At 66.6% G+C, this 24,203-nt stretch carries 26 protein-coding genes and 3 tRNA genes; 9 read left to right on the top strand and 20 right to left on the bottom strand.

Annotation, left to right across the window (positions count from 1 at the left end; all coding sequences use genetic code 11):
• Window positions 1–2: 2 nt before the first annotated feature.
• A complete protein-coding gene (secF, locus tag LI953_RS01290; RefSeq protein ID WP_227074154.1) occupies window positions 3–950 on the bottom strand; it encodes a protein translocase subunit SecF in 948 nt (315 codons plus the stop codon).
• A 9-nt stretch (window positions 951–959) separates the two neighbouring features.
• Window positions 960–2,537 carry a protein translocase subunit SecD gene (gene secD / locus LI953_RS01285; protein WP_227074153.1) on the bottom strand — a complete coding sequence of 526 codons (1,578 nt, stop codon included), beginning with the start codon at window positions 2,535–2,537 and terminating at the stop codon, window positions 960–962.
• Window positions 2,538–2,623: 86 nt separating this feature from the next.
• On the opposite strand from secD, the gene LI953_RS01280 reads away from it, so the two are divergent.
• Window positions 2,624–3,604, top strand: coding sequence for a Gfo/Idh/MocA family protein (locus LI953_RS01280; protein ID WP_227074152.1), 981 nt, complete (start codon window positions 2,624–2,626; stop codon window positions 3,602–3,604).
• Here LI953_RS01280 and LI953_RS01275 read toward each other — a convergent pair.
• From LI953_RS01275 to gatC, 4 genes are all read right to left on the bottom strand, one after another.
• A complete protein-coding gene (locus tag LI953_RS01275) occupies window positions 3,601–4,137 on the bottom strand; it encodes a flavin reductase family protein (RefSeq protein ID WP_227074151.1) in 537 nt (178 codons plus the stop codon). The genes LI953_RS01280 and LI953_RS01275 overlap by 4 nt on opposite strands.
• Before the next feature lie 115 nt (window positions 4,138–4,252).
• Window positions 4,253–5,704, bottom strand: a complete 1,452-nt coding sequence (gene gatB / locus LI953_RS01270) for an Asp-tRNA(Asn)/Glu-tRNA(Gln) amidotransferase subunit GatB (RefSeq protein ID WP_227074150.1) — start codon at window positions 5,702–5,704, stop codon at window positions 4,253–4,255.
• Window positions 5,704–7,182 (bottom strand): Asp-tRNA(Asn)/Glu-tRNA(Gln) amidotransferase subunit GatA, encoded by a 1,479-nt coding sequence (gene gatA / locus LI953_RS01265; protein ID WP_227074149.1) that lies wholly within the window; start codon window positions 7,180–7,182, stop codon window positions 5,704–5,706. Before gatA ends, gatB begins: the two co-directional genes overlap by 1 nt.
• Window positions 7,179–7,466: an Asp-tRNA(Asn)/Glu-tRNA(Gln) amidotransferase subunit GatC gene (gatC, locus tag LI953_RS01260; RefSeq protein WP_227074148.1), complete on the bottom strand. Its 288-nt coding sequence runs from the start codon at window positions 7,464–7,466 to the stop codon at window positions 7,179–7,181. The genes gatA and gatC overlap by 4 nt, the downstream gene beginning before the upstream one ends.
• Before the next feature lie 51 nt (window positions 7,467–7,517).
• Here gatC and ruvX point away from each other — a divergent pair, with 51 nt between their 5' ends.
• The gene (gene ruvX / locus LI953_RS01255; RefSeq protein WP_227074147.1) at window positions 7,518–7,979 is read left to right on the top strand and encodes a Holliday junction resolvase RuvX; all 462 of its coding nucleotides are present in this window, start codon (window positions 7,518–7,520) and stop codon (window positions 7,977–7,979) included.
• Here ruvX and LI953_RS01250 read toward each other — a convergent pair.
• The 3 genes from LI953_RS01250 to lipB are packed head-to-tail and all read right to left on the bottom strand — an operon-like array spanning window position 7,968 to window position 10,003.
• Window positions 7,968–8,975, bottom strand: a complete 1,008-nt coding sequence (locus tag LI953_RS01250) for an LLM class flavin-dependent oxidoreductase (RefSeq protein ID WP_227074146.1) — start codon at window positions 8,973–8,975, stop codon at window positions 7,968–7,970. The genes ruvX and LI953_RS01250 overlap by 12 nt on opposite strands.
• Window positions 8,976–8,990: 15 nt before the next feature.
• Complete coding sequence (locus tag LI953_RS01245) at window positions 8,991–9,359, bottom strand: gamma-glutamylcyclotransferase family protein (RefSeq protein ID WP_227074145.1); 369 nt, start codon at window positions 9,357–9,359, stop codon at window positions 8,991–8,993.
• Window positions 9,356–10,003 carry a lipoyl(octanoyl) transferase LipB gene (gene lipB / locus LI953_RS01240; RefSeq protein WP_227074144.1) on the bottom strand — a complete coding sequence of 216 codons (648 nt, stop codon included), beginning with the start codon at window positions 10,001–10,003 and terminating at the stop codon, window positions 9,356–9,358. Before lipB ends, LI953_RS01245 begins: the two co-directional genes overlap by 4 nt.
• Window positions 10,004–10,050: 47 nt before the next feature.
• Here lipB and LI953_RS01235 point away from each other — a divergent pair.
• The 3 genes from LI953_RS01235 to LI953_RS01225 all read left to right on the top strand — a co-directional run bounded on the left by LI953_RS01235 (window position 10,051) and on the right by LI953_RS01225 (window position 12,941).
• Window positions 10,051–10,136 (top strand) — tRNA-Leu (locus LI953_RS01235).
• 99 nt (window positions 10,137–10,235) lie between these two features.
• Window positions 10,236–12,512 (top strand): NADP-dependent malic enzyme, encoded by a 2,277-nt coding sequence (locus LI953_RS01230; RefSeq protein WP_227074143.1) that lies wholly within the window; start codon window positions 10,236–10,238, stop codon window positions 12,510–12,512.
• Window positions 12,513–12,575: 63 nt separating this feature from the next.
• The gene (locus tag LI953_RS01225; RefSeq protein WP_227074142.1) at window positions 12,576–12,941 is read left to right on the top strand and encodes a cytochrome c; all 366 of its coding nucleotides are present in this window, start codon (window positions 12,576–12,578) and stop codon (window positions 12,939–12,941) included.
• Between the two features lies 1 nt (window position 12,942).
• Here the strand turns inward: LI953_RS01225 and lpxB are convergent, their stop codons facing one another.
• From lpxB to LI953_RS01175, 10 genes are all read right to left on the bottom strand, one after another.
• Window positions 12,943–14,082, bottom strand: coding sequence for a lipid-A-disaccharide synthase (gene lpxB, locus LI953_RS01220; protein WP_227074141.1), 1,140 nt, complete (start codon window positions 14,080–14,082; stop codon window positions 12,943–12,945).
• A complete protein-coding gene (locus LI953_RS01215; protein ID WP_227074140.1) occupies window positions 14,079–14,945 on the bottom strand; it encodes a carbon-nitrogen hydrolase family protein in 867 nt (288 codons plus the stop codon). The genes lpxB and LI953_RS01215 overlap by 4 nt, the downstream gene beginning before the upstream one ends.
• Window positions 14,942–15,526, bottom strand: a complete 585-nt coding sequence (locus tag LI953_RS01210) for a GNAT family N-acetyltransferase (protein WP_227074139.1) — start codon at window positions 15,524–15,526, stop codon at window positions 14,942–14,944. The genes LI953_RS01215 and LI953_RS01210 overlap by 4 nt, the downstream gene beginning before the upstream one ends.
• Window positions 15,513–17,153, bottom strand: a complete 1,641-nt coding sequence (locus LI953_RS01205; protein ID WP_227074138.1) for a c-type cytochrome — start codon at window positions 17,151–17,153, stop codon at window positions 15,513–15,515. Before LI953_RS01205 ends, LI953_RS01210 begins: the two co-directional genes overlap by 14 nt.
• A 79-nt stretch (window positions 17,154–17,232) precedes the next feature.
• Entirely contained in the window at window positions 17,233–17,616 is a 384-nt protein-coding gene (gene hisI / locus LI953_RS01200; RefSeq protein ID WP_227074137.1) for a phosphoribosyl-AMP cyclohydrolase, read from the bottom strand.
• Window positions 17,613–18,368: a polyphosphate kinase 2 gene (gene ppk2 / locus LI953_RS01195; RefSeq protein WP_227074136.1), complete on the bottom strand. Its 756-nt coding sequence runs from the start codon at window positions 18,366–18,368 to the stop codon at window positions 17,613–17,615. Before ppk2 ends, hisI begins: the two co-directional genes overlap by 4 nt.
• 45 nt (window positions 18,369–18,413) lie before the next feature.
• Window positions 18,414–18,884, bottom strand: a complete 471-nt coding sequence (locus LI953_RS01190; protein WP_227074135.1) for a MarR family winged helix-turn-helix transcriptional regulator — start codon at window positions 18,882–18,884, stop codon at window positions 18,414–18,416.
• Window positions 18,885–18,990: 106 nt separating this feature from the next.
• Complete coding sequence (locus tag LI953_RS01185) at window positions 18,991–19,791, bottom strand: tyrosine-protein phosphatase (protein ID WP_227074134.1); 801 nt, start codon at window positions 19,789–19,791, stop codon at window positions 18,991–18,993.
• A gap of 31 nt (window positions 19,792–19,822) precedes the next feature.
• Window positions 19,823–19,897: transfer RNA gene (locus LI953_RS01180), tRNA-Gly, on the bottom strand.
• A gap of 72 nt (window positions 19,898–19,969) precedes the next feature.
• Window positions 19,970–20,044 (bottom strand) — tRNA-Gly (locus tag LI953_RS01175).
• Between the two features lie 134 nt (window positions 20,045–20,178).
• Here LI953_RS01175 and LI953_RS01170 point away from each other — a divergent pair.
• From LI953_RS01170 to LI953_RS01155, 4 genes are read left to right on the top strand one after another with little or no spacing between them, the layout of a single operon-like run.
• Window positions 20,179–21,117 carry a tetratricopeptide repeat protein gene (locus LI953_RS01170; RefSeq protein WP_227074133.1) on the top strand — a complete coding sequence of 313 codons (939 nt, stop codon included), beginning with the start codon at window positions 20,179–20,181 and terminating at the stop codon, window positions 21,115–21,117.
• 3 nt (window positions 21,118–21,120) lie between these two features.
• Window positions 21,121–21,795 (top strand): LON peptidase substrate-binding domain-containing protein, encoded by a 675-nt coding sequence (locus tag LI953_RS01165; RefSeq protein ID WP_227074132.1) that lies wholly within the window; start codon window positions 21,121–21,123, stop codon window positions 21,793–21,795.
• Window positions 21,796–21,798: 3 nt separating this feature from the next.
• The gene (locus LI953_RS01160; RefSeq protein WP_227074131.1) at window positions 21,799–21,993 is read left to right on the top strand and encodes a Trm112 family protein; all 195 of its coding nucleotides are present in this window, start codon (window positions 21,799–21,801) and stop codon (window positions 21,991–21,993) included.
• 49 nt (window positions 21,994–22,042) lie between these two features.
• Window positions 22,043–23,500, top strand: coding sequence for an MFS transporter (locus LI953_RS01155; protein ID WP_227074130.1), 1,458 nt, complete (start codon window positions 22,043–22,045; stop codon window positions 23,498–23,500).
• Here LI953_RS01155 and LI953_RS01150 read toward each other — a convergent pair.
• Complete coding sequence (locus tag LI953_RS01150; protein ID WP_227074225.1) at window positions 23,484–24,194, bottom strand: phosphoadenylyl-sulfate reductase; 711 nt, start codon at window positions 24,192–24,194, stop codon at window positions 23,484–23,486. The two genes, LI953_RS01155 and LI953_RS01150, sit on opposite strands and share 17 nt — an antisense overlap.
• Window positions 24,195–24,203: the final 9 nt, after the last annotated feature.

Below are 24,203 nucleotides of genomic sequence, written 5' to 3'. Positions count from 1 at the left end.
ACTCAACTTGTGGCGGTTTTAGGCATGGCGGCGCTGCGGCGCAGCCGGTGCTCGCCCAGGAACAGCAGGATGGGGGCGGCGATGAAGATGGAGGAGGAGGTGCCGACAACGATGCCGAACAGCATGATCCAAGCGAAGCCCGAGAGCGCGTTGCCGCCGAACAGCGCCAGCGGCAGCGCCGCCAGGAACACCGTGCCGGAGGTGCCGAGCGTACGGTTCAGCGTCTCGTTGATGGACAAATCGATCAGCTCGCGCAGGGGCATGCTTTTATATTTGCGCAAATTCTCGCGCACGCGGTCATACACCACCACCTTGTCGTTGGTGGAATAGCCGATGATGGTGAGGATCGCGGCGATCGTCACCAGGTCGAACGGGATGCGCGTGAGGACCATGAAGCCGATGGTCTTGGTGGTGTCGAGCACCAGCGTGGCGACGGCGCCGACGGCGAATTGCCACTCGAACCGGAACCAGATGTAAGCCAGGATCATCACGAAGCTCAGGCCGAGCGCCTCAAGCCCCTGGGCGAAAAGCTGCTGGCTCACGGCCGCGCCAATCGCCTGGGTGGAGAGGATCTTGCTGCCCGGTGCCACCTGGTTCAGGGCGGTCTCGGCTTCCTGGATCGAGGTCTGGGTGGCGGCGGCGGAGTCGCGGCTTTCCAGGCTGATGAGCACGCCGTTGCCGCCGCTGCCGAAGGTTTGCAAAGCGGCGTCCTTCAGCCCGGCCTCGGCCAGGGCGGCGCGCAGGGCGGGGAAGTTGGCGGTTTGCGGGGTTTGCACCTGCAGCACCACGCCGCCGCGGAAATCCAGCCCCAGATTGAGGCCGGGCGCGAAGAACAGGATGATGGACGCCGTGGACAGCACCGCGGAGACGATGAGCCCCGCGAAGCGGCCATTCATGAAGCGGATCTTGGTGCCGTCCGGGACGAAGCGGAACATGGGCCGGTAGAACATGCGGGCTCCTTAGACGGGCAGGGCGGCCGGGCGGCGCGAGATATACCAGCGCCCGGTGATGAGCCGCACCAGCACGGTGGCGGTGAACATGGTGGTGATGATGCCGGCGCAGATGGTGACGGCGAAGCCACGCACCGGGGGCGAGCCGAAGATGAACAGCGTGACATGGGCGAGCAGCGTGGTCACGTTACTGTCGATGATGGTGCCGTAGGCGCGCTTATACCCGGCCTCCAGCGCCGCGAGCGGCTTGCGGCCGTTCTTCACCTCCTCGCGCACGCGCTCGTTGATGAGCACGTTGGCGTCCACCGCCATGCCGAGGGTGAGCAGGATACCGGCCATGCCGGGCAGGGTGAGGGTGGCGCCCATCACCGAGAGGATGGCGAGCATCAGCACGAGGTTCATGACCAGCGCGACATTCGCGAACCAGCCGAACAGCCCGTAGAACGTGCCCATGAAGGCGAGCACGAGCACAAAGCCGAGCCCCAGCGCCATGGCGCCGGCACGGATGGCGTCGGCGCCCAGCTCGGGGCCGACACTCTGCTCCTCGACGATGTTGAGCGGCGCGGGCAGGGCGCCGGCGCGCAGCAGCAAGGCGAGGTCGGTGGCGGATTGCGCGGTGAAATTGCCGGAAATCTGGCCAGAACCGCCGGTGATCGGCTCGCGGATGACCGGGGCTTCGATGATCTTGCCGTCCAGCACGATGGCGAACAGCTTGCCGACATTGGCGGTGGTGATATCGGCGAATTGCCGCGCGCCCAGCGCGTTGAGGGTGAAATTGACCACCCATTCGCCCGATTGCGGGTCGGTGCTGGCCTGGGCGTTTTCCAGGCTGGCGCCGTCCACCGCCACGGTGGAATAGACATCCATGCTCTGGCTGGGGTTGCTGGCCATGGGCAGCACCTCGTCGCCCAGCGGGGCGATGGGGCCCGGGGCGGCGTTGGCGTCCACCATCTGGAAGGTGAGATGCGCGGTGGTGCCGATCAGGGTCTTCACGCGCTCAGGGTCCGAGATGCCGGGGAGCTGCACCACGATCTGGTTTTGCCCCTGGCGCTGGATGGTGGCGTTGAGCACGCCCGAGCCGTCGATGCGGCGCTGGATGATGGTGATGGCCTGCTGCACCGCCTGCGCATTGCGCGCGGCCTGCGTGGCCTGGGGGATGCTGATGGCGATCGAGCCGTCGGGCTGCTGGGCGATGGCGACGCTGGGGCTAGTGGCGCCGGGGGCGTAGGAGATCAGCTTTTGCAGCGCCGTCAGATCCTGCTGGGTCTGGCCGTCGAGCGGGTGCAGCACCACCGCATCCTTCGCCGGATCTGCATGCAGACCGGTATAGCCGAGCTGCGCATGCACCAGCGTCTGCCGCGTTTCATCGACCAGACTGTTGAGGTCCTGCTTGACGATGGCGCTGGTGTCGATCTGCAGCAGCAGATACGAGCCGCCGCGCAAATCCAGCCCCAGATGCACCTGGTTCCAGGGCAAAAACCCTGGCCAGAAGCCCGGGCGGGCCGACAGATTGGGCAGGCTGAGCAGAATGCCCAACCCGCAAAGCAGCAAGATGCCGATAGTCTTGGCGCGGCTGAAGTAAAGCACGGTGGCTCCAAAAATTCCCCTGAACCGGTAGCGGTATGGCCGGGCAAGGCGTTGCGCGCAACCCCGGAGCGGAATACCACGGAGCCATGAGCGAGCGATTGCAAGTGGGCTTGATCGGGGCGGGGCATTTTGGCCGCTACCACGCGTTGAAACTGGCCGGGGCGAAGCGGGCGAAACTGATCGGGCTGGCCGACGCCAACCCCGAGCGGGCCAAGATCGTGGCCTGGGAAGCCGGGTGCCCGGTGAAGCCGGTGGAGGAGATTCTGGCCCAGGCGCAGGCCGTGGTGATCGCCGCCCCCGCCGAGTTTCATTACGATCTTGCCGCCCGGGCGCTGCGGGCGGGCAAGCATGTGCTGGTGGAAAAGCCGATCGCGGCGACGCTGGATCAGGCGACGGAACTGGCGGCGCTGGCCCGGCAGGCGGGCGTGGTGCTGCAAGTGGGGCATCTGGAGCGCTTCTCGGCCGCGCATGGCGCGGTGAGCGCACGCATGGGCAAGCCGCTTTATATCGAGGCCGTACGCATCGCGCCCTTCAAGCCGCGCGGCACCGATGTGTCGGTGATCCTGGACCTGATGATCCATGATCTCGACCTGATTTTGGCGTTGACCGATTCGGAGGTGGTGAGCGTGGACGCCGTGGGCGCGCCCGTGGCCAGCCTGCATGACGACATCGCCAATGCGCGCATCCGCTTCGCCAATGGCGCGGTGGCGACGATCACGGCCAGCCGCATCTCGCTGAAGACCGAGCGCAAGATGCGCATCTTTTCACAGACCGGCTATCTGACCGTGGATTTCTCGGCCCGCAAGCTCACCCTGGTGGGCCGCGGGATCGGCATGAAGTTGCCCGGTTTCGAGGAATTTGGCGTGGAGCAGGCGGGCTGGCAGGACCATGACGCCCTGCAGGCCGAGCATGAGGCGTTTTTCGCCTCCTGCCTCGATGGCGCGCCGGTGGCGGTGGACGCCGAGGCAGGCAAGCGCGCCCTGGCGGCGGCGCTGATGGTGAGCGAATCGATCGCCGCCAGCCGGGCGGTCGCCGAGGCGAGCGGGCTGATCCCGAAGCTGGGCTAACGCATTTTTGATTTAATGTGGATCATCTCGCCATCCACGGCGAAATCGCCGTAGCCGTGGTGATGGATGGTCCTGGCGTCTTTGAGTTTCGGATTCTGCCAAGCCTGCACGCATTCCACCACGAATAAGTTATAGGCGTTCACCATCCGCGTATCGCGCACCTTGCATTCCAGGTTGACGATCGCCTCGCCGATCAGCGGCGCGGCGACATGCTTGGCGGGAAGCGGGGTGAGTTCGTACACGCCGAATTTATCGGTGTCCGCGCCGGTGCAGTTGCCGATGCCGGTGACGGTTTCGGCCAGTTCGGCGGGGGGAATGGCGATCACGCATTCGCGGTATTTGCGGAGCGCCTTGAAGCTGTGATTATCGGCACTGACCACGCAGGCGATCAGCGGCGGCTCGAATTCCAGCATCATGTGCCATGACATCGCCATGACATCCGGCTTTTCCTTGGCCGCCTGGGTGGTGAGCAGCACCACTGGGCCGGGTTCGATGAACTGGTAGACTTTGGCGAGGGGCAGGTCTTTCAACATGCCCCGGAAATTACGCCCGGCCTGACGCAGGCGGCTTGATTGAGATCAAACCCCGCCTGCCGCCAGAGCGGGGCAGCTAGGCCGGAAGCTCATCGCTGAGCCTCCGGCCTTGTATTCAGCCGAGCTGCTTCTTCACGGCCTCGTTCACCAGGGCCGGGTTGCCCTTGCCCTGCATGGCCTTCATCACCTGACCGACGAAGAAGCCGAACAGCTTGTCCTTGCCCGATTTATACTCGGCCACCTTGTCGGCGTTCTCGGCCAGCACCTTGGTCACCGCGGCGTCGATGGCGCCGGTGTCGGTGACTTGGCGCAGACCCTTCTTCTCCACGATGTCGGCCGGCATGGCGCCGGTTTCCACCATCTCCTCGAACACATCCTTGGCGATGCGGCCATTGATGGTCTTGTCCGCGATGAGGTCGAGCAACTGACCCAGCGCGGCGGCGGAGACGGGGGAGGTCTCGATGGTGGTGCCGGTGCGGTTCAGCGCGGCAAAGAAATCGCCGGTGATCCAGTTGGCGGCAAGCTTGCCGTCTCGGGTCTTGGCCACGGTCTCGTAGAAATCGGCGGTTGCCTGCTCGGCCACCAGCACGCCCGCATCGTAGAACGGGATGCCGTATTGATCGCAGAAGCGGGCGCGCTTTTCATCGGGCAGTTCGGGCAGCTTGGCGGCCAGCTCGTCCACCCAGCTCTGCTCCAGCACCAGCGGCAGCAGGTCGGGCTCGGGGAAGTAGCGGTAGTCATGCGCGTCTTCCTTGGAGCGCATCGAGCGCGTCTCGCCCTTGGACGGATCGTAAAGCCGCGTCTCCTGCACCACCTCGCCGCCGGATTCCCAGATTTCGATCTGGCGTAGCGCCTCGGCCTCCACCGCGTGCATCACGAAGCGGATGGAGTTGACGTTCTTGATCTCGCAGCGCGTGCGGAAGGCTTCGCCCGCCTTGCGCACCGACACGTTCACGTCGGCGCGCATGGAGCCTTCCTCCATGTTGCCGTCGCAGGTGCCGAGATAGCGCAGGATCTGGCGCAGCTTGCGCAAATAGGCGCCGGCTTCCTCGGGCGAGCGGATATCCGGCTCGGAGACGATCTCCATCAGCGCCACGCCCGCGCGGTTGAGGTCGATGACCGATTTGCTGGCATGCTGATCGTGCATCGATTTACCGGCATCCTGCTCCAGATGCAGGCGCGTGATGCCGATCTGCTTGATGGTGCCGTCCTGCAGCTCGATCTCGACCGTGCCGGTGCCGACGACGGGATGCGCGAACTGGCTGATCTGGTAGCCGTTCGGCAGGTCGGCGTAGAAATAATTCTTGCGGTCGAAGCGCGAGAACAGGTTGATCTGCGCCTTCAGCCCCAGCCCGGTGCGCACGGCCTGGGCCACGCATTCCTTGTTGATGACCGGCAGCATGCCGGGGAAACCGGCATCGACGAAGGAGACATGCGCGTTGGGCGCGCCGCCGTAAGTGGCCGAGGCGCCGGAGAAAAGTTTCGATTCGGAGATGACCTGGGCGTGAACTTCCAGGCCCACGACCACTTCCCAGGTGCCGGTGCGGCCTTCCAGAGAATATGCCATTATTTCGCTCGCACTTCAGGCAGGGCCGCGAAGCCCGCCGCTTGCTCGATCGCGGCGGAGACCGCGAAAACCGTTTCTTCATCAAAATGCTTGCCGATGACCTGCAGGCCTAGCGGCAGCCCCTCGGCGTTCAGCCCGGCGGGGACGCTCATCGCCGGAACACCGGCGAGCGAGGCGGGGACGGTGAACACGTCGTTGAGATACATCGTCACCGGGTCGTCCATCTTCTCGCCCAGGCCGAACGCGGCCGAGGGGGCGGTGGGCGTGAGGATCGCATCGACTTTTCCAAAGGCGTTGGAAAAATCGCGGAGGATCAGATTTCGCACCTTCTGCGCCTTGAGGTAATAGGCGTCGTAATAGCCATGGCTCAGCACATAGGTGCCGATCATGATGCGGCGCTTGACCTCGGCGCCGAACCCGGCGGCGCGGGTGCGCTCATACATGTCGATCAGGTCCACGCCATCGACGCGCGCGCCGAAGCGCACGCCATCGTAGCGCGCGAGGTTCGACGACGCCTCGGCCGGGGCGACGATGTAGTACACCGCGAGGCCGTATTTGGTGTGGGGCAGCGAGATATCGACGATTTCGGCCCCCTGTTCGCGCAGCCAGGCGATGCCCTTGTCCCACAGCGCCAGGATTTCCGGGTTGGTGCCCTCCAGCCGGTATTCGGCGGGGATGCCGATGCGCAGCCCCTTCACGCCACGGGTGAGCGCCTGGGTGAAATCGGGCACGGGCTGCGGGGCGGAGGTGGAGTCCTTCTCGTCGAACCCAGCCATGGCGTTGAGCAGGATGGCGCAATCCTCGGCATTGCGGGCCATCGGGCCGGCCTGGTCGAGCGAGGAGGCGAAGGCGACAATGCCCCAGCGCGAGCAGCGGCCATAGGTCGGTTTGATGCCGGCGAGGCCGGTGAAGGCGGCGGGTTGGCGGATGGAGCCGCCCGTGTCGGTGCCCGTGGCTGCGAGCGCGATGCGCGCCGCCACCGCCGCCGCCGAGCCGCCCGAGGAGCCGCCGGGGACCAGCTTGGCGTCCGCGTCCTCGCGGCGCTTCCAGGGGTTTTCCACCGGGCCATAGGCCGAGGTGATATTGGCCGAGCCCATGGCGAATTCGTCGAGATTGGCCTTGCCCAGCATCACCGCGCCCGCCGCTTTGAGCTTGGCGGAGACGGTGCTCTCATAAGGCGGCACGAAGGGGCTGAGGATCTTGCTCGCCGCCGTGGTGCGCACGCCCTCGGTGCAGAACAAATCCTTCATGGCGATGGGGATGCCGGTGAGCGCGGTGGCGTCACCCGCCTTCAGGCGCGCATCGGCGGCCTTGGCCTGTTCCAGCGCCAGCTCCGGCGTGGTGGTGATATAGGCGTTCAGGCGCGGGTTCAACGCCGCCACGGCGCCGTTATAGGCGGTGGTCAGCTCCACGGCCGAGATGTCTTTCGCCCGCAGCGCCTTGGCGGCCTGGGCGATGGTCAGGTCAAACGGGCTCATTCCACCACCTTCGGCACGGCAAAGAAGTTTCCGATGCGGTCCGGCGCGTTGGCCAGCACCTGCTCGGCGATTTCGCCATCGGAGAGCTGGTCCTCGCGCTGGCGCAGGCCGAGCTGCACCACGCTGGCGAGCGGCGCGATACCATCCACATCCACCTCGTCCAGCTGCTCGACATAGCCGAGAATGGCGTTCAACTCGCTCTTGAGGGTTTCGACTTCTGCATCTTCCACCCGTATGCGGGCGAGTCTCGCAATCCGGCGTACCGTTGCGGCGTCCAGTGACATCTTGGCTCCAAACACTTGGCTAAAAATACCGGGCGGACCATACAGGCGGGCATGGCGCTCTACAACCTCGCGGATTTCAAGACTCACCTCGCCCCCGGCGCACGGCTGCTGGGGCTGGACCCGGGCAGCAAGCGCATCGGCGTGGCGCTGTCGGACGTGAACCGGCAGATCGCCAGCCCCTATGCCACGCTGGCCCGCGCCAAGATGAAGCAGAACGCCGCCGAGATCGCCGCCATCGTGGCGCGCGAGGGGGTGGGCGGGCTGGTCGTGGGCCTGCCGCTGGATGCCGAGCAAAAGCTGGGGCCGCGCGCCCAGGCGGCGCGGGACTGGGCGCATGGCATGAGCGCCGCCACCGGGCTGCCGGTGGCGATGGTGGATGAGAGCTATACCACCGCCGAGACGCATGAGCGGCTGATCGAGGCCGGGATGAGCCGGGCGCGGCGCGACGAGATCATCGACAAGCTCGCCGCCCAGGCGATTTTGCAAAAGGCGCTGGACGCCTTACGCGGCTAACCCGAACGCCTCGCCCAGCAGCTTGAAGGAGTGGCGGCGCACCTCGTGATCGGTGACGCCGGTGGTGATCACCAGCTCATCCGCCTGAAGCTCGGCGCAGAGGGCGCGCAGGCGGTTGGCGGTTTCCTGCCCCGGCCCGACAAAGGCGCGCGCCTTGATTTGCGCCAGGCGCAGCTTTTCCATCTCGCTCAGCTCCACCTGTTCAGCTTCCTCGGGCATGGGCAGCGGCAGGAAGCGGCCGCGCGCGCGCAGGGTCTGGATGATGGCGCGCGAGCGGAACCAGTAATCCGCCTGCTCCTGCGTGTCCGCCGCGAAGGCCCAAACGACGATGCCGCAATGCGGTTTGTCCAGCAGCGGCGAGGGGCGGAATTGGGCGCGGTAGGTTTCCAGCGCCTCGGCGGCGCCTTCGCCGTCGGAGAAGAAATAGGCGAAGCAATAGGGCAGGCCGAACCAGGCGGCGAGCTGGGCGCCGTAATTCGAGGAGCCGAGAATCCACATCTGCGGCGCAAAAGGCCCGCGCGGTTCGGCGCGCAGGGTGCGGAACGGGTGGTCCACCGGCAGCTCGGCGCCCGCGGTCCAGGCTTGCAGGTCGCGCACCTGGGCCGGGAAGTTCTCCGCCGCGTGCGAGGCGCCGGGGTTGAGGGCCATGGCGGTGCGGCCATCGGAGCCCGGGGCGCGGCCCACCCCGAGATCGATTCGCCCGGGCGCGATCGCCTCCAGCACCCGGAACTGCTCGGCCACCTTGAAGGCGGAATAATGCGGCAGCATGATCCCGGCCGAGCCGATGCGGATGCGGCTGGTGGTGGCGGCGATGGCGGCCATCAGCACCTCGGGCGCGGAGCCGGCCAGGGCCTCGGAATTATGGTGCTCGGAGAGCCAATAGCGGTGATAGCCATAAGCCTCGCAGGAACGGGCGAGGTCCAGCGTCTCGCGGATGCAGGCATCGGGGGAGATTCCCGTTTTCATCGGCGACTGGTCGAGCACGGAAATTTTCATGGCAGGGTGTATAACCTAAAAACTGCGCGAGCGTAGGGTCATGAGCTTCTGGTCTGGTATCCAGGCCACGCGGGTCGCGGCATCGCCGATGAACACGCGGGCCCGGTGCGGGCCAGACTGCGCCAGCAGCCGCACATGCGCCACGCGGTAGCGCACCGACTCGTAATTGCGCAGCCGGACCAGCATGTCGGCGTTCACGCGCAGCATCACCCCGGCCACGTGCTGGCCGGGGGCGCGGCGCAGCGTGGGGTAGCGCGCGCCACGCAGATAGACGCGCGTATAGCCGTGCAGCACCGCGGGTTCGGGGTGGATGTTCACCGGCTTGCCCGCGCAGCGGCCGAGCGCGGTTTTGTCGATGAGCGTGCCGTAAACGAAAATCTTCATCCGAAGATCTTGCGCCAGTTCCGCTTCAGCGCCGCATCCACCTCTGCCATGCTGGCCTTCACCCCCAGCGCGTGCAGGCTGGTGACGCCATGTTCGCGGATGCCGCAGGGGATGATGCCGGTGAAATGCCCGAGATCGGGGTTCACGTTCAGTGCCAAGCCGTGCCAGCTCACCCAGCGGCTGACGCGCACGCCGATGGCGCCGATCTTGTCCTCGCCATGCGGGGTGACGACCCAGATGCCGACGCGGCCCTCGCGGATCTCGCCCTTGATGCCGAATTCCTTCAAGGTCTCGATCACCCAGCGCTCCAGCCCCGCGACGTAACAGCGCACATCGCGCGCGGGCACGGTGCCGTGCGGGCGGGTGAGGTCCAGCATCACATAGGCCACGCGCTGGCCGGGGCCGTGATATGTCCATTGCCCGCCGCGACCGGCGCTATAGGTGGGGAACCGGGCGGCATCCTGCAGATCCTCGGGCTTGGCGGAGGTGCCGGCGGTGTAGAGCGGCGGATGCTCGACCAGCCAGACCAGCTCCGGCGCGCCGCGCTCGCGGATGTCATCCACGCGCTGGCGCATGCGCTCCAGCGCCGCGTTATAATCGGTGAAATCTTCGCTCACCTCCCATGTTGCAGGAGCGGGAATCATCGTCTATAGGCTCCCGGCGCCGTTCTTAGCACGGCGGTTTCGTCCGTGCGGTCGTGGCGGAATGGTAGACGCGCAAGCTTGAGGTGCTTGTGGGGGCAACCCCGTGGAAGTTCGAGTCTTCTCGACCGCACCAAATTTTCTCTCCTCTGTAAAAAACGAATGGCGGGACGGGTTGTCCCGCCCGCGCCGTTGGGCCATGAACCCCTTGGACTATCAGGGGAGAACGTGACCTATGGACGACGATTTACGCAAAGCCGCGCTCGAATACCACCGCTTCCCGCGGCCTGGGAAGCTGGCGATCGTCGCCACCAAGCGCATGGAAACCTCGCGCGACCTCTCGCTCGCCTATTCCCCCGGCGTGGCCGCGGCCTGCGAGGCCATCGTCGCGGATGAGGATGCCTCCTTCGACCTGACCTCGCGCGCGAATCTCGTCGGCGTCATCACCAACGGCACCGCGGTGCTGGGGCTGGGCAATATCGGCGCGCTCGCCGGCAAGCCGGTGATGGAGGGCAAATCCGTCCTGTTCAAGAAATTCGCCGGGATCGACTCGTTCGACATCGAGATCAACGAGCAGGACCCGGATAAGTTCATCGAGACGGTGGCGCGGCTGGAGCCGAGCTTCGGCGGCATCAATCTCGAAGACATCAAGGCGCCCGAATGCTTCCGCATCGAGCAGGTTCTGCGCGAGCGGATGAAGATCCCCGTGTTTCACGACGACCAGCACGGCACCGCGATCATCGTCGGCGCGGCGGTGCTCAACACCATGCTGGTGCAGGGCAAGAAGATCGAGGAGATTAAGATCGTCACCTCCGGCGCGGGGGCGGCGGCGCTCTCTTGCGTGCGGATCCTGCGCGCGCTGGGCGCGAGCCCCGAGAACATCACCATGACCGACAAGGAAGGCGTGGTATATAAGGGGCGTCCGAATCTGGACCCGACGCTGCTGGACGTGGCGCGCGAGACCGATGCGCGCACGCTGCCCGAGGTGCTGCCGGGGGCGGATATCTTCCTCGGCCTCTCGGCCCCGCGCGTGTTGAAGGAAGAGTGGCTGGAGCTGCTGGCGCCGAATCCGCTGATCCTGGCGCTGGCGAATCCGGAGCCCGAGATTATGCCGGACGTAGCGCGCCGCGCCCGGCCGGACGCCATCGTCGCCACCGGGCGCTCGGATTTTCCGAACCAGGTGAACAACGTGCTGTGCTTCCCGTTCATCTTCCGCGGCGCGCTGGATGTGCGGGCGACCGCGATCACCGAGAGCATGAAGCTGGCGGCGGTGCAGGCCATTGCCGGGCTGGCGCGGGTGGAGGCCTCGGAGACCGTGGCCGCCGCCTATGGCGGGCACGCCCCGATGTTTGGGCCGGAATACATCATCCCCAAGCCGTTTGACCCGCGCCTGATGCTGCATGTCGCCCCGGCGGTGGCCAAGGCGGCCATGGAAGCGGGCGTGGCGCGCAAGCCAATCGCGGATTTCGAGGCTTATAAGCACGAGCTGGAGCGTTTCGGCGTGCGCTCGGGCCAGTTGCTGCGCCCGGTCATCGAGGTGGCGCGCAAGGCGCGGCCGCGCATCGTCTATGCCGAGGGTGACGATGAGCGCACGCTGCGCGCCGTGCAGGGCGTGGTGGATGAGCGGCTGGCGCGGCCGATCCTGCTCGGGAGGGCCGACGCGATCGTCAACCGCATCCGCCTGCTGGGCCTGCGGCTGCAGCCGGGGCGCGATGTCGATATTCTCGACCTTGAGCGCGAGCCGGAATTGTTCAAGACCGTGCTGAACGCCTATTCGGCCAAGGTCGGCCGCCGCGGCACCCCGCCCGACACGGCCATCCGCCACATCCGCAAGCGCCCGACCGTGGCCGCGGGCATGCTGCTCTGCACCGGCCATGCCGATGCCGCGGTGTGCGGTGGCGTGGGCGATTGGTGGCGGCAATTCCAATACGCGCTGCCGATCATTCCGCGCCGCTCGGGCTCGGGGCGCGTCTATGCGATGACGGCGCTGATCCTGCAGGCGGGCGTACTGTTTTTCTGCGATACGCATGTGAACATGGACCCGACCGCCGTGGAGATCGCGGAGATGACGCTGATGGCGGCGGAAACCGTGCGCCATTTTGGTATCACGCCGAAGGTGGCGCTGCTCTCGCACTCGAATTTCGGCGCCTCCAACTCGCCGAGCGCCAAGAAGATGCGCCACGCGCTGGGGCTGATCCACAGCCACGACCCTGATTTGGAGGTGGATGGCGAGATGCACGCCGATGCCGCGCTGGTCGAGCAGATCCGCCGCCAGGCGCTGCCGGATTCGACGCTGCATGGTGTCGCCAATGTGCTGATCTTCCCGAATATCGACTCCGCCAACATCGCCTTCAACCTGGTGAAGGCGACGGGTGAGGGCGTGACCGTGGGGCCGATTCTGCTGGGGCTGGCGAAGCCGATGCACATCGCCGTGCCCAGCGCCACCGCGCGCGGGATCATCAACCTCTCCGCCGTGGCGGCGATGGAAGCGGCGCTGGCGGCGCAGCGCTGAGCTTGCGGGGGCGGGGTGGGGCGCTTATCTCTGCTGTGCCGTTTCAGCCGCAGGAGGCGCCGCATGAGCCGTGAATTTCTTCTCGCGTTCGTTCTGGCCCTGGGGCTTGCCGCCCCAGCGCTGGCGCAGGCGCCCGATGCGGCGCAACTCGCCGCGGGGCAGGCTTTGTTCGATCAGAATTGCAGCGTCTGCCATCTCAGCACTGGCGCGGGCGGGGTGCATCTGGGCAGCGCCGTCTCGGCCGATTTGCGCGCGCCGGGGTTGGAGCAGACCTACAAGCAGAGCGACGATTTGCTGCGCCGCGCTATCCTGCACGCCAGGGACCAGGACGATGAGCCATTGGACATGCCGATGCCCGCCTGGGCCGGGCGCCTCACCACCGCCCAGGTGGATGATATCATCGCCTACCTGAAGACGCTGAAATCCTGAATCAGCCGAGCACTGACAGCACCGCCTTGGCGGCGGCGTGCGAGGGCGTGCCTTCGGGCGCGTGCAAGCTGGCCAGAGCTTCGGCATAGCCCGCGCGCTGGGCGGCGGCGGCTTCATCGTCGCGCAGCAGGTGCAGCAGCGTGGCGGCCAGGATCTCGGGGTGGCATTGCTCCTGCAGCAGCTCCGGCACCAAAGCGCGCTTGGCCAGCAGGTTGATCATCGCCACATGCGGCACCTTGATCAGGCGGCGGCCGAACCAGGCGGAGACCGGGTTCACCTGGTAGGTCACGGCCATCGGCACGCCGGCCATCGCCAGTTCCAGCGTCGAGGTGCCGGATTTGGTGAGCGCGGCGCGGGCGGCGGCGAAGGCGTCGTAGCGCTCCTGCACATCGCGCACGATCACCGGCTTGTGCGGCCAGTTGGCGGTGTACGCGGCCACCGCATCGGCGATGCCGGGGGCGGCGGCCAATACCGGGGCCAGATTGGGCACGTGCGGGGCCAGCAGGGCCAAGGTCTCGCGGAACACCGGCAGCAGGCGCTTGGTTTCGGTCACGCGCGAGCCGGGCATCAGCACCACCGGCACCGCCTCCGGCCCCAGCCTGTGGCGGGCCAGGAAGCGCGCGGCATCGCCCTTGTCGGCGCCCGATTCCAGCACCGGATGCCCGGCGAAGACCGGGTGCAGCCCGTGCGGGGCGAAGAAGTCCGGCTCGAAGGGCAGCAGGCAGATCAGCTCATCCCAGAGGCCGGGGAAATGCTTCACGCGCTCCTGCCGCCACGCCCAGACCTGCGGGGCGACGTAATGCACGCGCTTCGGCCCATTCGCTCCCACGGCCTTGAGCACGCGCAGGGTGAAGCCGGGGCTGTCGATGGTGAGCACGATATCGGGCTTTTGCGCGGCGATGGCCTGCACGGTCTGGCGTAGCCGGGCCTTGAGGTGCAGCACGCGCGGCAGGATCTCGGCCAGCCCCATCAGCGCCAGTTCCTGCATGGGGAAGAGCGAGACCAGCCCGGCCTCGGCCATGCGCGCGCCGCCAATGCCGCTGAATTCGAGGCCAGGGCGCAAGGCGCGCAGCGCGGTCATCAGCCGGTAGCCAAGAACGTCGCCGCTGGCCTCGCCCGCGATGATGAAGATTTTGGTCACGCCAGCGCCACGACCGGGCAGGGGGGCACATCCGGCCAGTCGCGGTGGTTGAGCACGGTGCCCGCCGCGCGCACATTGTCGATGGCGGCGAAATCGGGCGCCGCGAAGATCAGCCCCGGCTCGTCCATTGGCCCGGCGGCGGCGACGCCATCGGGCGGAAAGCCGGTGTCGCAAGGGGTGAACAGGGCGGAATGGCCGGTATTGGTGTCGATGGAGCCTGACCAGGCGGCATTGCCGACCAGCGGCACCACGGCGACATAGCACTGATTCTCCACCGCGCGGGCGCGGGCGGAGAGGCGCACGCGGTTGAACCCGGCCAGCGAGGCGGTGCAGCACGGGGTGAGGATGAGCTTCGCCCCGGCCGCCACCTGGGCGCGCACATGCAGCGGGAATTCGGAATCATAGCAGATGGACACGCCGATGCGGCCCAGTTCGGTGTCGAACACGCGCGGCCCGGCGCCGCGGGCAATGTGCCACTCCTCATCCTCGAATCGCGTCATCGCCTGTTTGTCCTGAAACAGCACATGGCCAGAAGGGGCGATGAACGGGGCGCGGTTATAGATTTTACCCTCCGCCCCGCGCATCGGCACCGACCCGGCCAGCAGATACAGCCCGTGGCGTTTAGCCATGGCGGCGAGATCGGCCACCAGTTCCTCGGCCTCGTCCACCACGAAGGCCAGCTCGGCCATGATATCGGGCGATTTGACCGCCGCTCCGGCCAGCACCATCGAGAAATATTCCGGCAGCACGAGAAGTTGCGCGCCGCCCAGCGCGGCCTGCGCGGCCAGACGTTCGATGCGGGTAAGAAAGGCGGCGCGGCTGGGCGGCGGGGTGACGCCGAAGGCGGCGAGGGCGAGTTTCACAGGTCTTTGGTCCAGAACATCAGGGGCTTGGCGGTTTTGTCCGCCTCCCCGATATCGCGCCAGGACATGGTGCAGACAAGCTCTGGGCGCGGGCGGTAGCCGCGATGGCGCCAGAATTCGTCGAGCGGCACGTAATTGGCCGGGCGCAGCTTGTGGTTGGCCGGGCGCTGCACGGCGCAAAAGGCGGTGGTGGCGTAGCCCTGGGCGGCGGCCTCGCGGTGGCGGAAGAATTCCACGCCGATGCCCTGGCCGCGATAGGCGGCTTCCAGCACGCTCTCGCCAAAATAGAAGATGCGGGAGATGTCGAGCCCGGCATCGAGAAACGGCTTCTGCACGTTAGGCGTTTCCGCCGCCATTGGCAGGCAGGTGGCCGCACCGACCACCTGCGCGCCATCGCGCGCCACCGCCACCGCCGCGCCGGGCGTTTCGGCGTAGAGTTTCAGATAGTCGCGCTCATAGGCTTCGTCGCCATCGTAAAGATAGGGAAAGGCGCGGAACACGGTGATGCGCAGCCGCGCGAGGTCTGGCAGGAGCGGCAGCAGCGCCGCTCCGCGCAGGGTTTCGACGTTAATGTGCGGCAATCAGCGGCTCCGCCCCGGCGACGAAGTTCTTCAGTGCCGCCTGTTTATCGGCGAGGCTCATCCCGGCCTGATGCGCCACCACCGGGCAATAAGCCGCAATCAGCGTGTTGGTGAGGTCGGCGTCGCTGATCGTGGCATTATTGGCGCGCACCGCCGCGATGAGTGCGCGGGTGCGGTTGGCCAGCGTCCCAGGGGTGGCGCCGGCATAGATATCCAGCAGCCCGTTGCCGGGGTCGGCCACCGTGGTGGGCCCGCCCGCCGCGGAGATATGCGGACAGCCAAGCGCGTCCGATTGGGCGTCGGCCATCGCGGGCACCACGGCCACGCCGCGCAGGCGCATCACATCGTCCGGCGTGGCGTTGGGCACACCCTGGTTGCCCCAGGCGGTGCGCACATAATTGGTGAGATCGGCGATCTGCTGGTCCGACAAGCTGGCGGCGAAGCCCGGCATGGCCGGGCCGTTGCCCCAGGGGGCGAGCCCGCCGAGCACGGCGCCGATTACGTTATAGGGCTGCGTCGCCGTCACCGAGTCGTTGCCTGCGAGATTCGGCACGAGCTTCGGCGGCAGCCCGCCGCCGGTTTTACCATGACAGCCCGCGCAGTTGGCGGCATAGACGGTCGCACCCCGCGCCTCGGAGGCCGTGGCATCGGCCAGCGCGGCGGGCGCGGTGACCTGCTGCGGCTTTGTCGCGGTTTGCAGATAGGCGGCGATGTCGGCGTCGTCGGAGACCGGGATCAGGCTGGTGGAGTGGTTCACCATGTCGCCCATCGCGCCATAGGGCGAGCCCTTCACCATGTTGCCGCTGTCATGCAGATAGGCGACGAGATCGGCCTGCGTCCAGCCGCCCACGCCCTGGGTTTTGTCAGACGAGATGTTGGGCGCGTAGAGAGCGTCGATCGGCGCACCGGCATAGGCGCGGCTCAGTTCCATGGCGCCGAGGATGTTGCGCGGGGTGTGGCATTCGCCGCAATGGCCCAGCGCCTCGGTGAGATAGGCGCCGTTTTTCATGTGTTCATCCCAGCTCGGGTCCATGTGCATGGGGCCTGAACGGAAGAACATGATGCGCCAGCCCAGCAGCGTCGGGCGCTGGTTGAAGGGGAAGCGCATGGAGGACGGGGGCGGCGCCACGTTCACCGGCGGCAGCGTGTCGAGATACGCCTTGATCGCCATCACGTCGGCATAAGACAGCTTGGTGTAGGAGGTGTAGGGCATCGCCGGGTAGAGGTAGCGCGGGAACACCAGCCAGCTATGGCCGGGGGCGATGCCATCATGCAGCGCGGCGTAGAATTGCGCATCCGTCCAGCCGCCAATGCCGGTTTGCTTGTCGGGCGTGATGTTGGGGGTGGCCAAGCCGCCGAACGGGGTGTTCATCACCAGCCCGCCGGAGAACGGCGCATGGCCGGGGCCGGTATGGCAGGGCATGCAATCCGCCGCGTTGGTAAGATATTGGCCGCGGGCAACTAGCGCCGCCTGGTCGGTGGGGGCGGTGAGCGAGGCGGCCGGGTAATCGGCGCTGTCATCGGCGATGGCGACGCGGGTGGCGGCAACACCGCCAAACACCAGCGCGAGCGCCGCCGCGGCGATGACGAGGCTTTTAACCCGGAACTTGGGCAACGCGAGCGGCATGAACTACTCCCAAGGCTCTATAATAATTCTGGTCGGTCCCTTTTTCGCCAAATTCCGCCCCGGCTTCAAGTGCGCCGGTTCAATGGCCGTAAAGCGCCTCCGGGCTTACCTCTGGCTTGGCGATCTCCACCCACGCGCCATCGCGCGCGGCCAGGAAGAAGCAGTTGCGCCGGCCTGTGTGGCAGGCCACGCCTTTTTGGTCCACCTGCAGCAGCAGGGTATCGCCGTCGCAATCCAGGCGCATCTCCACCAGCTTCTGCTGCTGGCCCGAGCTCTCGCCCTTGCGCCACAGCTTCTGGCGCGAGCGCGACCAGTAGCAGACCTGCCCGGTGGCCAGTGTTTCCAGCACGGAGTCGGCGTTCATCCAGGCCATCATCAGCACTTCGCCGGTGTCGTGCTGCTGGGCGATGGCCGGGATCAGGCCGTCCGCGTTGAACTTGATGGCGTCGAGGAGCTTGTTCATCGGGCGAGGAACCCATTGGTCAGGCAAGATTCGTCGAACCGGCAAACCAGCTCGTCGTGAAGATCGTGCTTCACCGCGTCCTCGTAGTCGACGCGGGTGATGAGATCGGCGATGATCGCCAGCCGGGCAGCTTTTTTGTCGCCCGCGCGCACCACCATCCAGGGCGCGGCGGCGCTGTCGGTGGCGCGCAGCATCTTGTCGCGCGCCTCGGTATAGTCATCGAAATGCTTGATCGCCTTGTCGTCGATCGGGCTGATCTTCCATTGCTTCAGCGGGTCGTCGTGCCGGGCTTCGAGGCGCTTTTTCTGCTCCTTGCGGTCGATGTCGAGGTAATATTTGATCACCGTGATGCCCGACTGCACCAGCATGTTTTCAAAAACTGGCACATCGCGCAGGAATTGGTGATATTCCGGCTCGGTGCAGAAGCCCATCACCTGCTCGACCCCGGCGCGGTTATACCAGGAGCGGTTGAACAGCACGATCTCGCCGGCGGCGGGCAGATGGGCGATATAACGCTGGAAATACCATTGCGTTACCTCCACGTCGGAAGGCTTGGGCAGGGCGACGACGCGGATGTCGCGCGGGGAGAGATGCTCGATGATGCGCTTGATGGTGCCATCCTTGCCGGCGGCGTCGCGCCCTTCGAGGATGATCAGCACCTTTCGGCCCCGCGTGATGACGTGGCGCTGCAGCTTCACCAGCTCGATTTGCAGGTGGCGCAGGGTTTTGTCGTAGCTCGGATCCTTGGACATGGCCCGAGTATGGGCCGGTTTCGCGGGGGTGTAAAATCTGGCGGCTTAGTCCGCCGCGCGGGCCAGCCCGCCCAGGTGGCGGCGCATCCGCTCCAGCAGCTCCTCCAGTGCCAGGGCTTCCTCATCGCTTAGGCAGTGCAGCATTTCACGGCTGAGTTCGACCGAGAGCGGCTTGGTGCTGGCCAGGAGCGCCTGGCCCGCCGGGGTGATTGCGACCAGCTTGGCACGGCGGTCGCGCATCGTGCTGTGCCGCACAACGGCGCCGATCGCCTCCAGCCGGTCGAGCAGCCCGCCGATCGCCACCTTGCCGATGCCGAGCGCGCGCGCCAGCTCGCTCTGCATGGTGGGGGCGTTGTCGTTGCGGCACAAAATCATGAGCACCCACCATTGGGCGCGGGTGATGCCAAGCGGCTTCAGCGCGTTGTCGATAAGGGTGCGGCGCAGGCGGGAGACGTCATTCAGCAGAAAACCCAGCCGGTACTCACTTGGAATTTCTTTGTCCGCGCGCCATCCCATGAATATCCCCTAAAAAGCAACTGGATGTTGCACCTTAGGTAAGATTCGAAACCGGGACAATCCGCCATCGCATCGCTTTGTTAGCGAAACTAACAGGTTGTGTTTGTCAAGCCGTTAGCAGTAGCTCACGGAGCTTTTTTAGCTCGGCCGCGCCAACACCGAGCGCGTCGTGCAGATAATTGTCGATGCTGCCGTGCTTTTCCTCGATCGCACGGAAGGCGATGGAGAGATATTCCGGGTTGGCGTCGAGCAGCGGCAGGTATTCCTCGCGCCCCAGCGCCGCGACTCCAGCGAAGTGGACATCGCGCAGCATGGTGGCTTCCAGCTCCGCGATCGCCTGGTTGGTCAGGATATAGTCGTGCTCGATGGTCTCGCGCGGCACGTCGAGCGTGTAAAGGATCAGGGCGGCGGCGAGGCCGGTGCGGTCCTTGCCGGCGGCGCAGTTGAACAGCAGCGGCACCTGGCCCTGGGCCAGCAAATGGAAAATCCGCCGGTAGCTGGCGGCCTGTTCGAAGGGCAGGTTGCGGTAGATGCCATGCATGGCCGCGCGCATCGCCCCGGCGCGGCCGCCCGTGGGCGAGACGAAGTTCTGCAGATTGCCGATGCTGAGTTCGAGATCGGAGGCGTGGTAGGGAATGGCGCTACCTTCATGCCAATCCATTGGCACGCGGGCGCGCTCGCCGGGGGTGCGCAAATCGCAGATCGCGGCGATGCCGAGGCGGTGCAGCGCGGCACGGCTCGACTCGGTGAGGCTGGTGATCGCGCCCGAGCGGTAAAGTATGCCCCATTTCACCCGCTGGCCGGTGCGCGTGCGGTAGCCGCCCATGTCGCGCAGATTATGCCCGCCCTCGATCGCAAGCGCGCGGGGCGTGGTCAGCGGATCATCGGCGGTGTCGGTTTCGGCCATGCGGACCTGCGTGCAGGAAGGAATGGAATTTTGGAGCGGGCGAAGGGATTCGAACCCTCGACCCCAACCTTGGCAAGGTTGTGCTCTACCCCTGAGCTACGCCCGCTCATGGCGCTATGTTACCACGCGGCGCCCGGACCGGACCAACCGGCTGGAAGGCGCTGAACTTAAAGAAAATTGGAGCGGGCGAAGGGATTCGAACCCTCGACCCCAACCTTGGCAAGGTTGTGCTCTACCCCTGAGCTACGCCCGCTCACGGCGCGGTGGAGGCTCTTTAGCCACCAGCGCGGCGGAATGCAAGCGGACCTGCGAACTAAAATGCTTTGGGGTGTGAGAGTTGAGCCCGATCCCCTATATAGGGACGAAACGTATATGGACGGGACCAGAATGACTAGCCTTCTCAATACCGCGCAGGACGATGCGCGCCCCGCCGCGCCGGCGATGATCATCGATTGCGACCAGGCCAATTTCATGACCGAGGTGGTGGATGCCTCGCAGAAACTGCCGGTGCTGGTCGATTTCTGGGCGACCTGGTGCGGGCCTTGCAAAACCCTCACCCCGGCGCTGGAAAAGGTGATCCGCGCCCAGGGCGGGCGGGTGAAGCTGGTGAAGATCGACGTGGATAAAAACCGCGAGCTGGTGACGCAGCTGGCGCGCATGGGGCTGCCGATGCAGTCCGTGCCGACGGTGGTGGCGTTCTGGCAGGGGCAGATCGCCGACACCTTCTCCGGCGCGCTGCCCGAGAGCGAGCTGAAGCGATTCGTCGAGGCGCTGCTGAAGCTGGCGGGCAGCGCCGCCCCGGCGGCGGATTACATCGCCGAGGCCAAGGAGCTGCTGGAGCAGGGCGCGGCCGAGCAGGCGGCGCAGCTCTTCGCCGCGGCCTTGCAGGAAGATAAGGAGAAGCCCGAAGCCTGGGGTGGGCTGGCGCGCGCGCTGCTGGCGATGGGCGATGAGCACCAGGCTGGCGATGTGCTGGCGCAGGTTCCGGCCAAGCTGGCCGAGCATGCCGAAGTTGCGGGGGCGCGCGCGGCGCTGGCCCTGGCCCAGGAAGGCCGCAAGGCGCAGGCGGCGATGGCGGGGCTGTCGCAGCGTGTGAGCCAAAATCCGGATGATCACGAGGCGCGTTATGAGCTGGCGACGGCGCTCAACGCCTCCGGCATGCGGGCCGAGGCGGCGGCGGAGCTGCTGGAGATCATGCGCCGCGACCGCGCCTGGAACGATGACGGCGCGCGGCTGCAATTGCTGAAATTCTTCGAGGCCTGGGGCATGGACGACCCCGCCACCATGGCGGCGCGCCGCAAGCTTTCCGCCTTGCTGTTCCGCTGAGCGATGGCCGCGTTCAGGCCACAGCTTGAGCAACTGCCCGAGGAGTTCGCGGTGTTTCCGCTGGGCGGGGCGCTGCTGCTGCCGGGCGGGCGGCTGCCGCTCAACATCTTCGAGCCGCGTTATCTCGCCATGGTCGAGGACGCGCTGGGGCAGGGGCGCTATTTCGGCATGGTGCAGCCCGATAAGCGCCTCGGCCAGGGCGAAAACGGCCCGGGGCTGTATCGCATCGGTTGTCTGGGGCGGCTCTCCTCGTTCGACGAGACCGCTGATGGGCGCTATCTGATCACCCTCACCGGGGTGATCCGCTTCACCGTCGTCGAGGAGATTGAGATGCAGCGGGGCTACCGGCGCGTGCGCGCGGGGCTGGCGGGGTTTGCCGCCGATCTGCGCCCGCCGCCCGAGCTGGGCCTGCCCTTCGCCCGGACCACGCTGCTCGATGCGCTGCGCCGCTATTTCACCAGCATCGGCATGCAGGTGAACTGGGACGGGCTGGAGCAGATGCCCGATGACATGCTGGTGACCTCGCTCAGCATGGCATGCCCCTTTACCAACGAGGAAAAACAAGCCCTGCTGGAAGCCCGCGACCCCGCCGAGCGCGCCCGCGCGCTGCTCACGCTGCTGGAGATTGGCGCGCTGGATGGCGGGGGCAATGGCGATTCGGAACCAAGAGCGAGCTGAAACATGGATAACGAGAACACCTCCCCGCCGCTCGACCCGCGGCTGCTGGAAATCCTGGTCTGCCCGCTCACCCGCGGGCCGCTGACCTATGACCGCGAACATAACGAGCTGATCAGCGCCAAGGCGGGGCTGGCTTACCCGATTCGCAATGGCATCCCCATCATGCTGGTGGAGGAAGCCCGCCCGCTGGCGCCGTGACCGAGGCGGCGGCGCGGCGCGGGCTGCCACCCGCCGGGCCGGGGCGCGGATGAGCGCGGACGCCGAGGCCGAGCCCGAGGTGGCCCCCGGACGGATGCGGCTGATGGCGGTGATCATCGCCACCGCGCTGTTCATGCAAAACCTCGATTCCACCGTCATCGCCACGGCGCTGCCGGCGATGGCGCGCAGCTTCCATGCCGTGCCGCTGCATATGAGCGTGGCGCTCACCTCTTATCTCATCAGCCTGTCAGTGTTCATCCCGGCCTCGGGCTGGGTGGCCGACCATTTCGGCGCCCGCCAGGTGTTCCGCGCCGCCATTGTCATCTTCACCATCGGCTCGGTGCTATGCGGCGTGGCCCCCAATCTGCTGGTGCTGGTGGCGGCGCGCATCGTGCAGGGGTTGGGCGGGGCGATGATGCTGCCGGTGGGGCGGCTGCTGCTGCTGCGCTCGGTCTCGCGCGCGCAGATGGTGGCGGCGATGTCCTGGCTGACCATGCCGGCGCTGATCGGCCCGATTCTCGGCCCGCCGCTCGGGGGCTTCATCGTTTCTTACGCCTCCTGGCGCTGGGTGTTCGACATCAACGTGCCGATCGGCATCATCGGCGCGGTGGCGGTGAGCCTGTTCATCCCCGATGTGCGCGAGGAGGGACGGGGTGGCAGGCTCGACCTTGCTGGGCTGGTGTTCTCGGGTCTGGCCATGGCGTTTCTGATGATCGGGCTGGAGACGGCGGGGCGGCATCTGGTGCCCGCGCTCTGGACCGCCGGCGCCTTTGCCGCTGGGGCGCTCAGCTGCCTGGGCTATGCGCTGCACGCGCGCCGGGTGGAGCATCCGGTGCTGGATTTCTCGCTGCTTGCCATTCCCACCTTCGCCAGCTCGGTGCTGGCGGGCAGCCTGTTCCGCGTCGCCGTGGGGGCGTTGCCCTTCTTGCTGCCGCTGCTGCTGCAGCTCAGCTTTGGCTACACGCCGCTGCAGAGCGGCCTGGTCACCTTTGCCTCAGCCGCCGGGGCGCTGCTGATGAAGCCCGCCGCGCAGCCGGTGCTGGAGCGCTTCGGCTTCCGCACCGTGCTGATCTGGAATGGCGTACTCGCCTCGGCGCTGATGGGCGTGGCGGCGGCCTTCAGGCCGGGCTGGCCGTCGCTGGTGATGGATGCGATTCTGTTCACCAGCGGCTTTTTCCGCTCGCTGCAATTCACCGCCTTCAACACCATCGCTTATGGCGATGTGCCGCGCCCGCGCATGTCAGCCGCGACCACGCTGTATTCCACCATCCAGCAGCTCACCCTGACCATGGGCATTGTGGTTGGCGCGTTCACGCTGGAGATTTCGGCGGCGCTGCATGGCCATGCGACGGCGCTGCGCGGCGATTATGACATCGCGTTTCTCATCGTCAGCGCCGTGGCGATGCTGGCCGCGCCGCTCTGCGCCGGGTTGCCGCGCGATGCGGGGGCGGCGCTGAGCGGGCACCGTGCTTCCCCGGCCCGGGCCGGGGTTACACCTCGAAGCTGAGTTCCTCGGGCCAGTCCGGCTTGGTCATGGCGCGCGGCATGTGGATGCCGCATTCGGTCTTGGCCTTGCCCGCCCAGCGGCCGGAGCGCTTATCCTGCCCCGGTAGCGGCTTATGCGTGCACACGGCGCAGCCGATCGAGGTGTAGCCCTCGGCCTGCAATGGATGGCGCGGCAGGTGATGCGTCTCGAAATAGGCGTCGAGATCCTCGTCGGTCCAGAAGGCGAGGGGGTTGACCGTGATTCGCCCATCCGCCCCGGTTTCGATCAGTTGCAGATTGGCGCGCGTGCCCGATTGGCTGCGCTTGCGCCCGGTGATCCAGGCCTCGAAGCCGGTCAGCGCCTCGTCCAGCGGATTGGTCTTGCGGATGGCGCAGCAGAGATCAGGGTCCTTCTCCCAGAGCCGCCCGTCCGGATCATAGGCGGCGAGTTGGGCGCCGCTGGGGCGGATGCCCCGCACATCGGTGAGGCCGAGCCTCGCGACCAACTCGTCACGATAGGCCAGTGTCTCGGGGAACAGCTTGCCGGTTTCGAGGAAGATCACCGGCAGCGCCTTGTCGATCTCGGCCACCATATGCAGCAGGATGGCCGATTCGGTGCCGAAGGAGGAGACCAGCGCGATCTTGCCGGGGAAACGGTGGGTGATCGCGTCGCGCAGCACGGTCAAGGCGTCGGTGGTGGAAAGCGTGTCGAGCATGGGCGGTGA

It is taken from the genome of Acidocella sp. KAb 2-4 (genome assembly GCF_020567705.1).
Taxonomy (GTDB): Bacteria; Pseudomonadota; Alphaproteobacteria; order Acetobacterales; family Acetobacteraceae; genus Acidocella.
The sequence above is the reverse complement of the archived record's forward strand: the minus strand, read 5'-3'. Positions and strand labels throughout refer to the sequence as shown.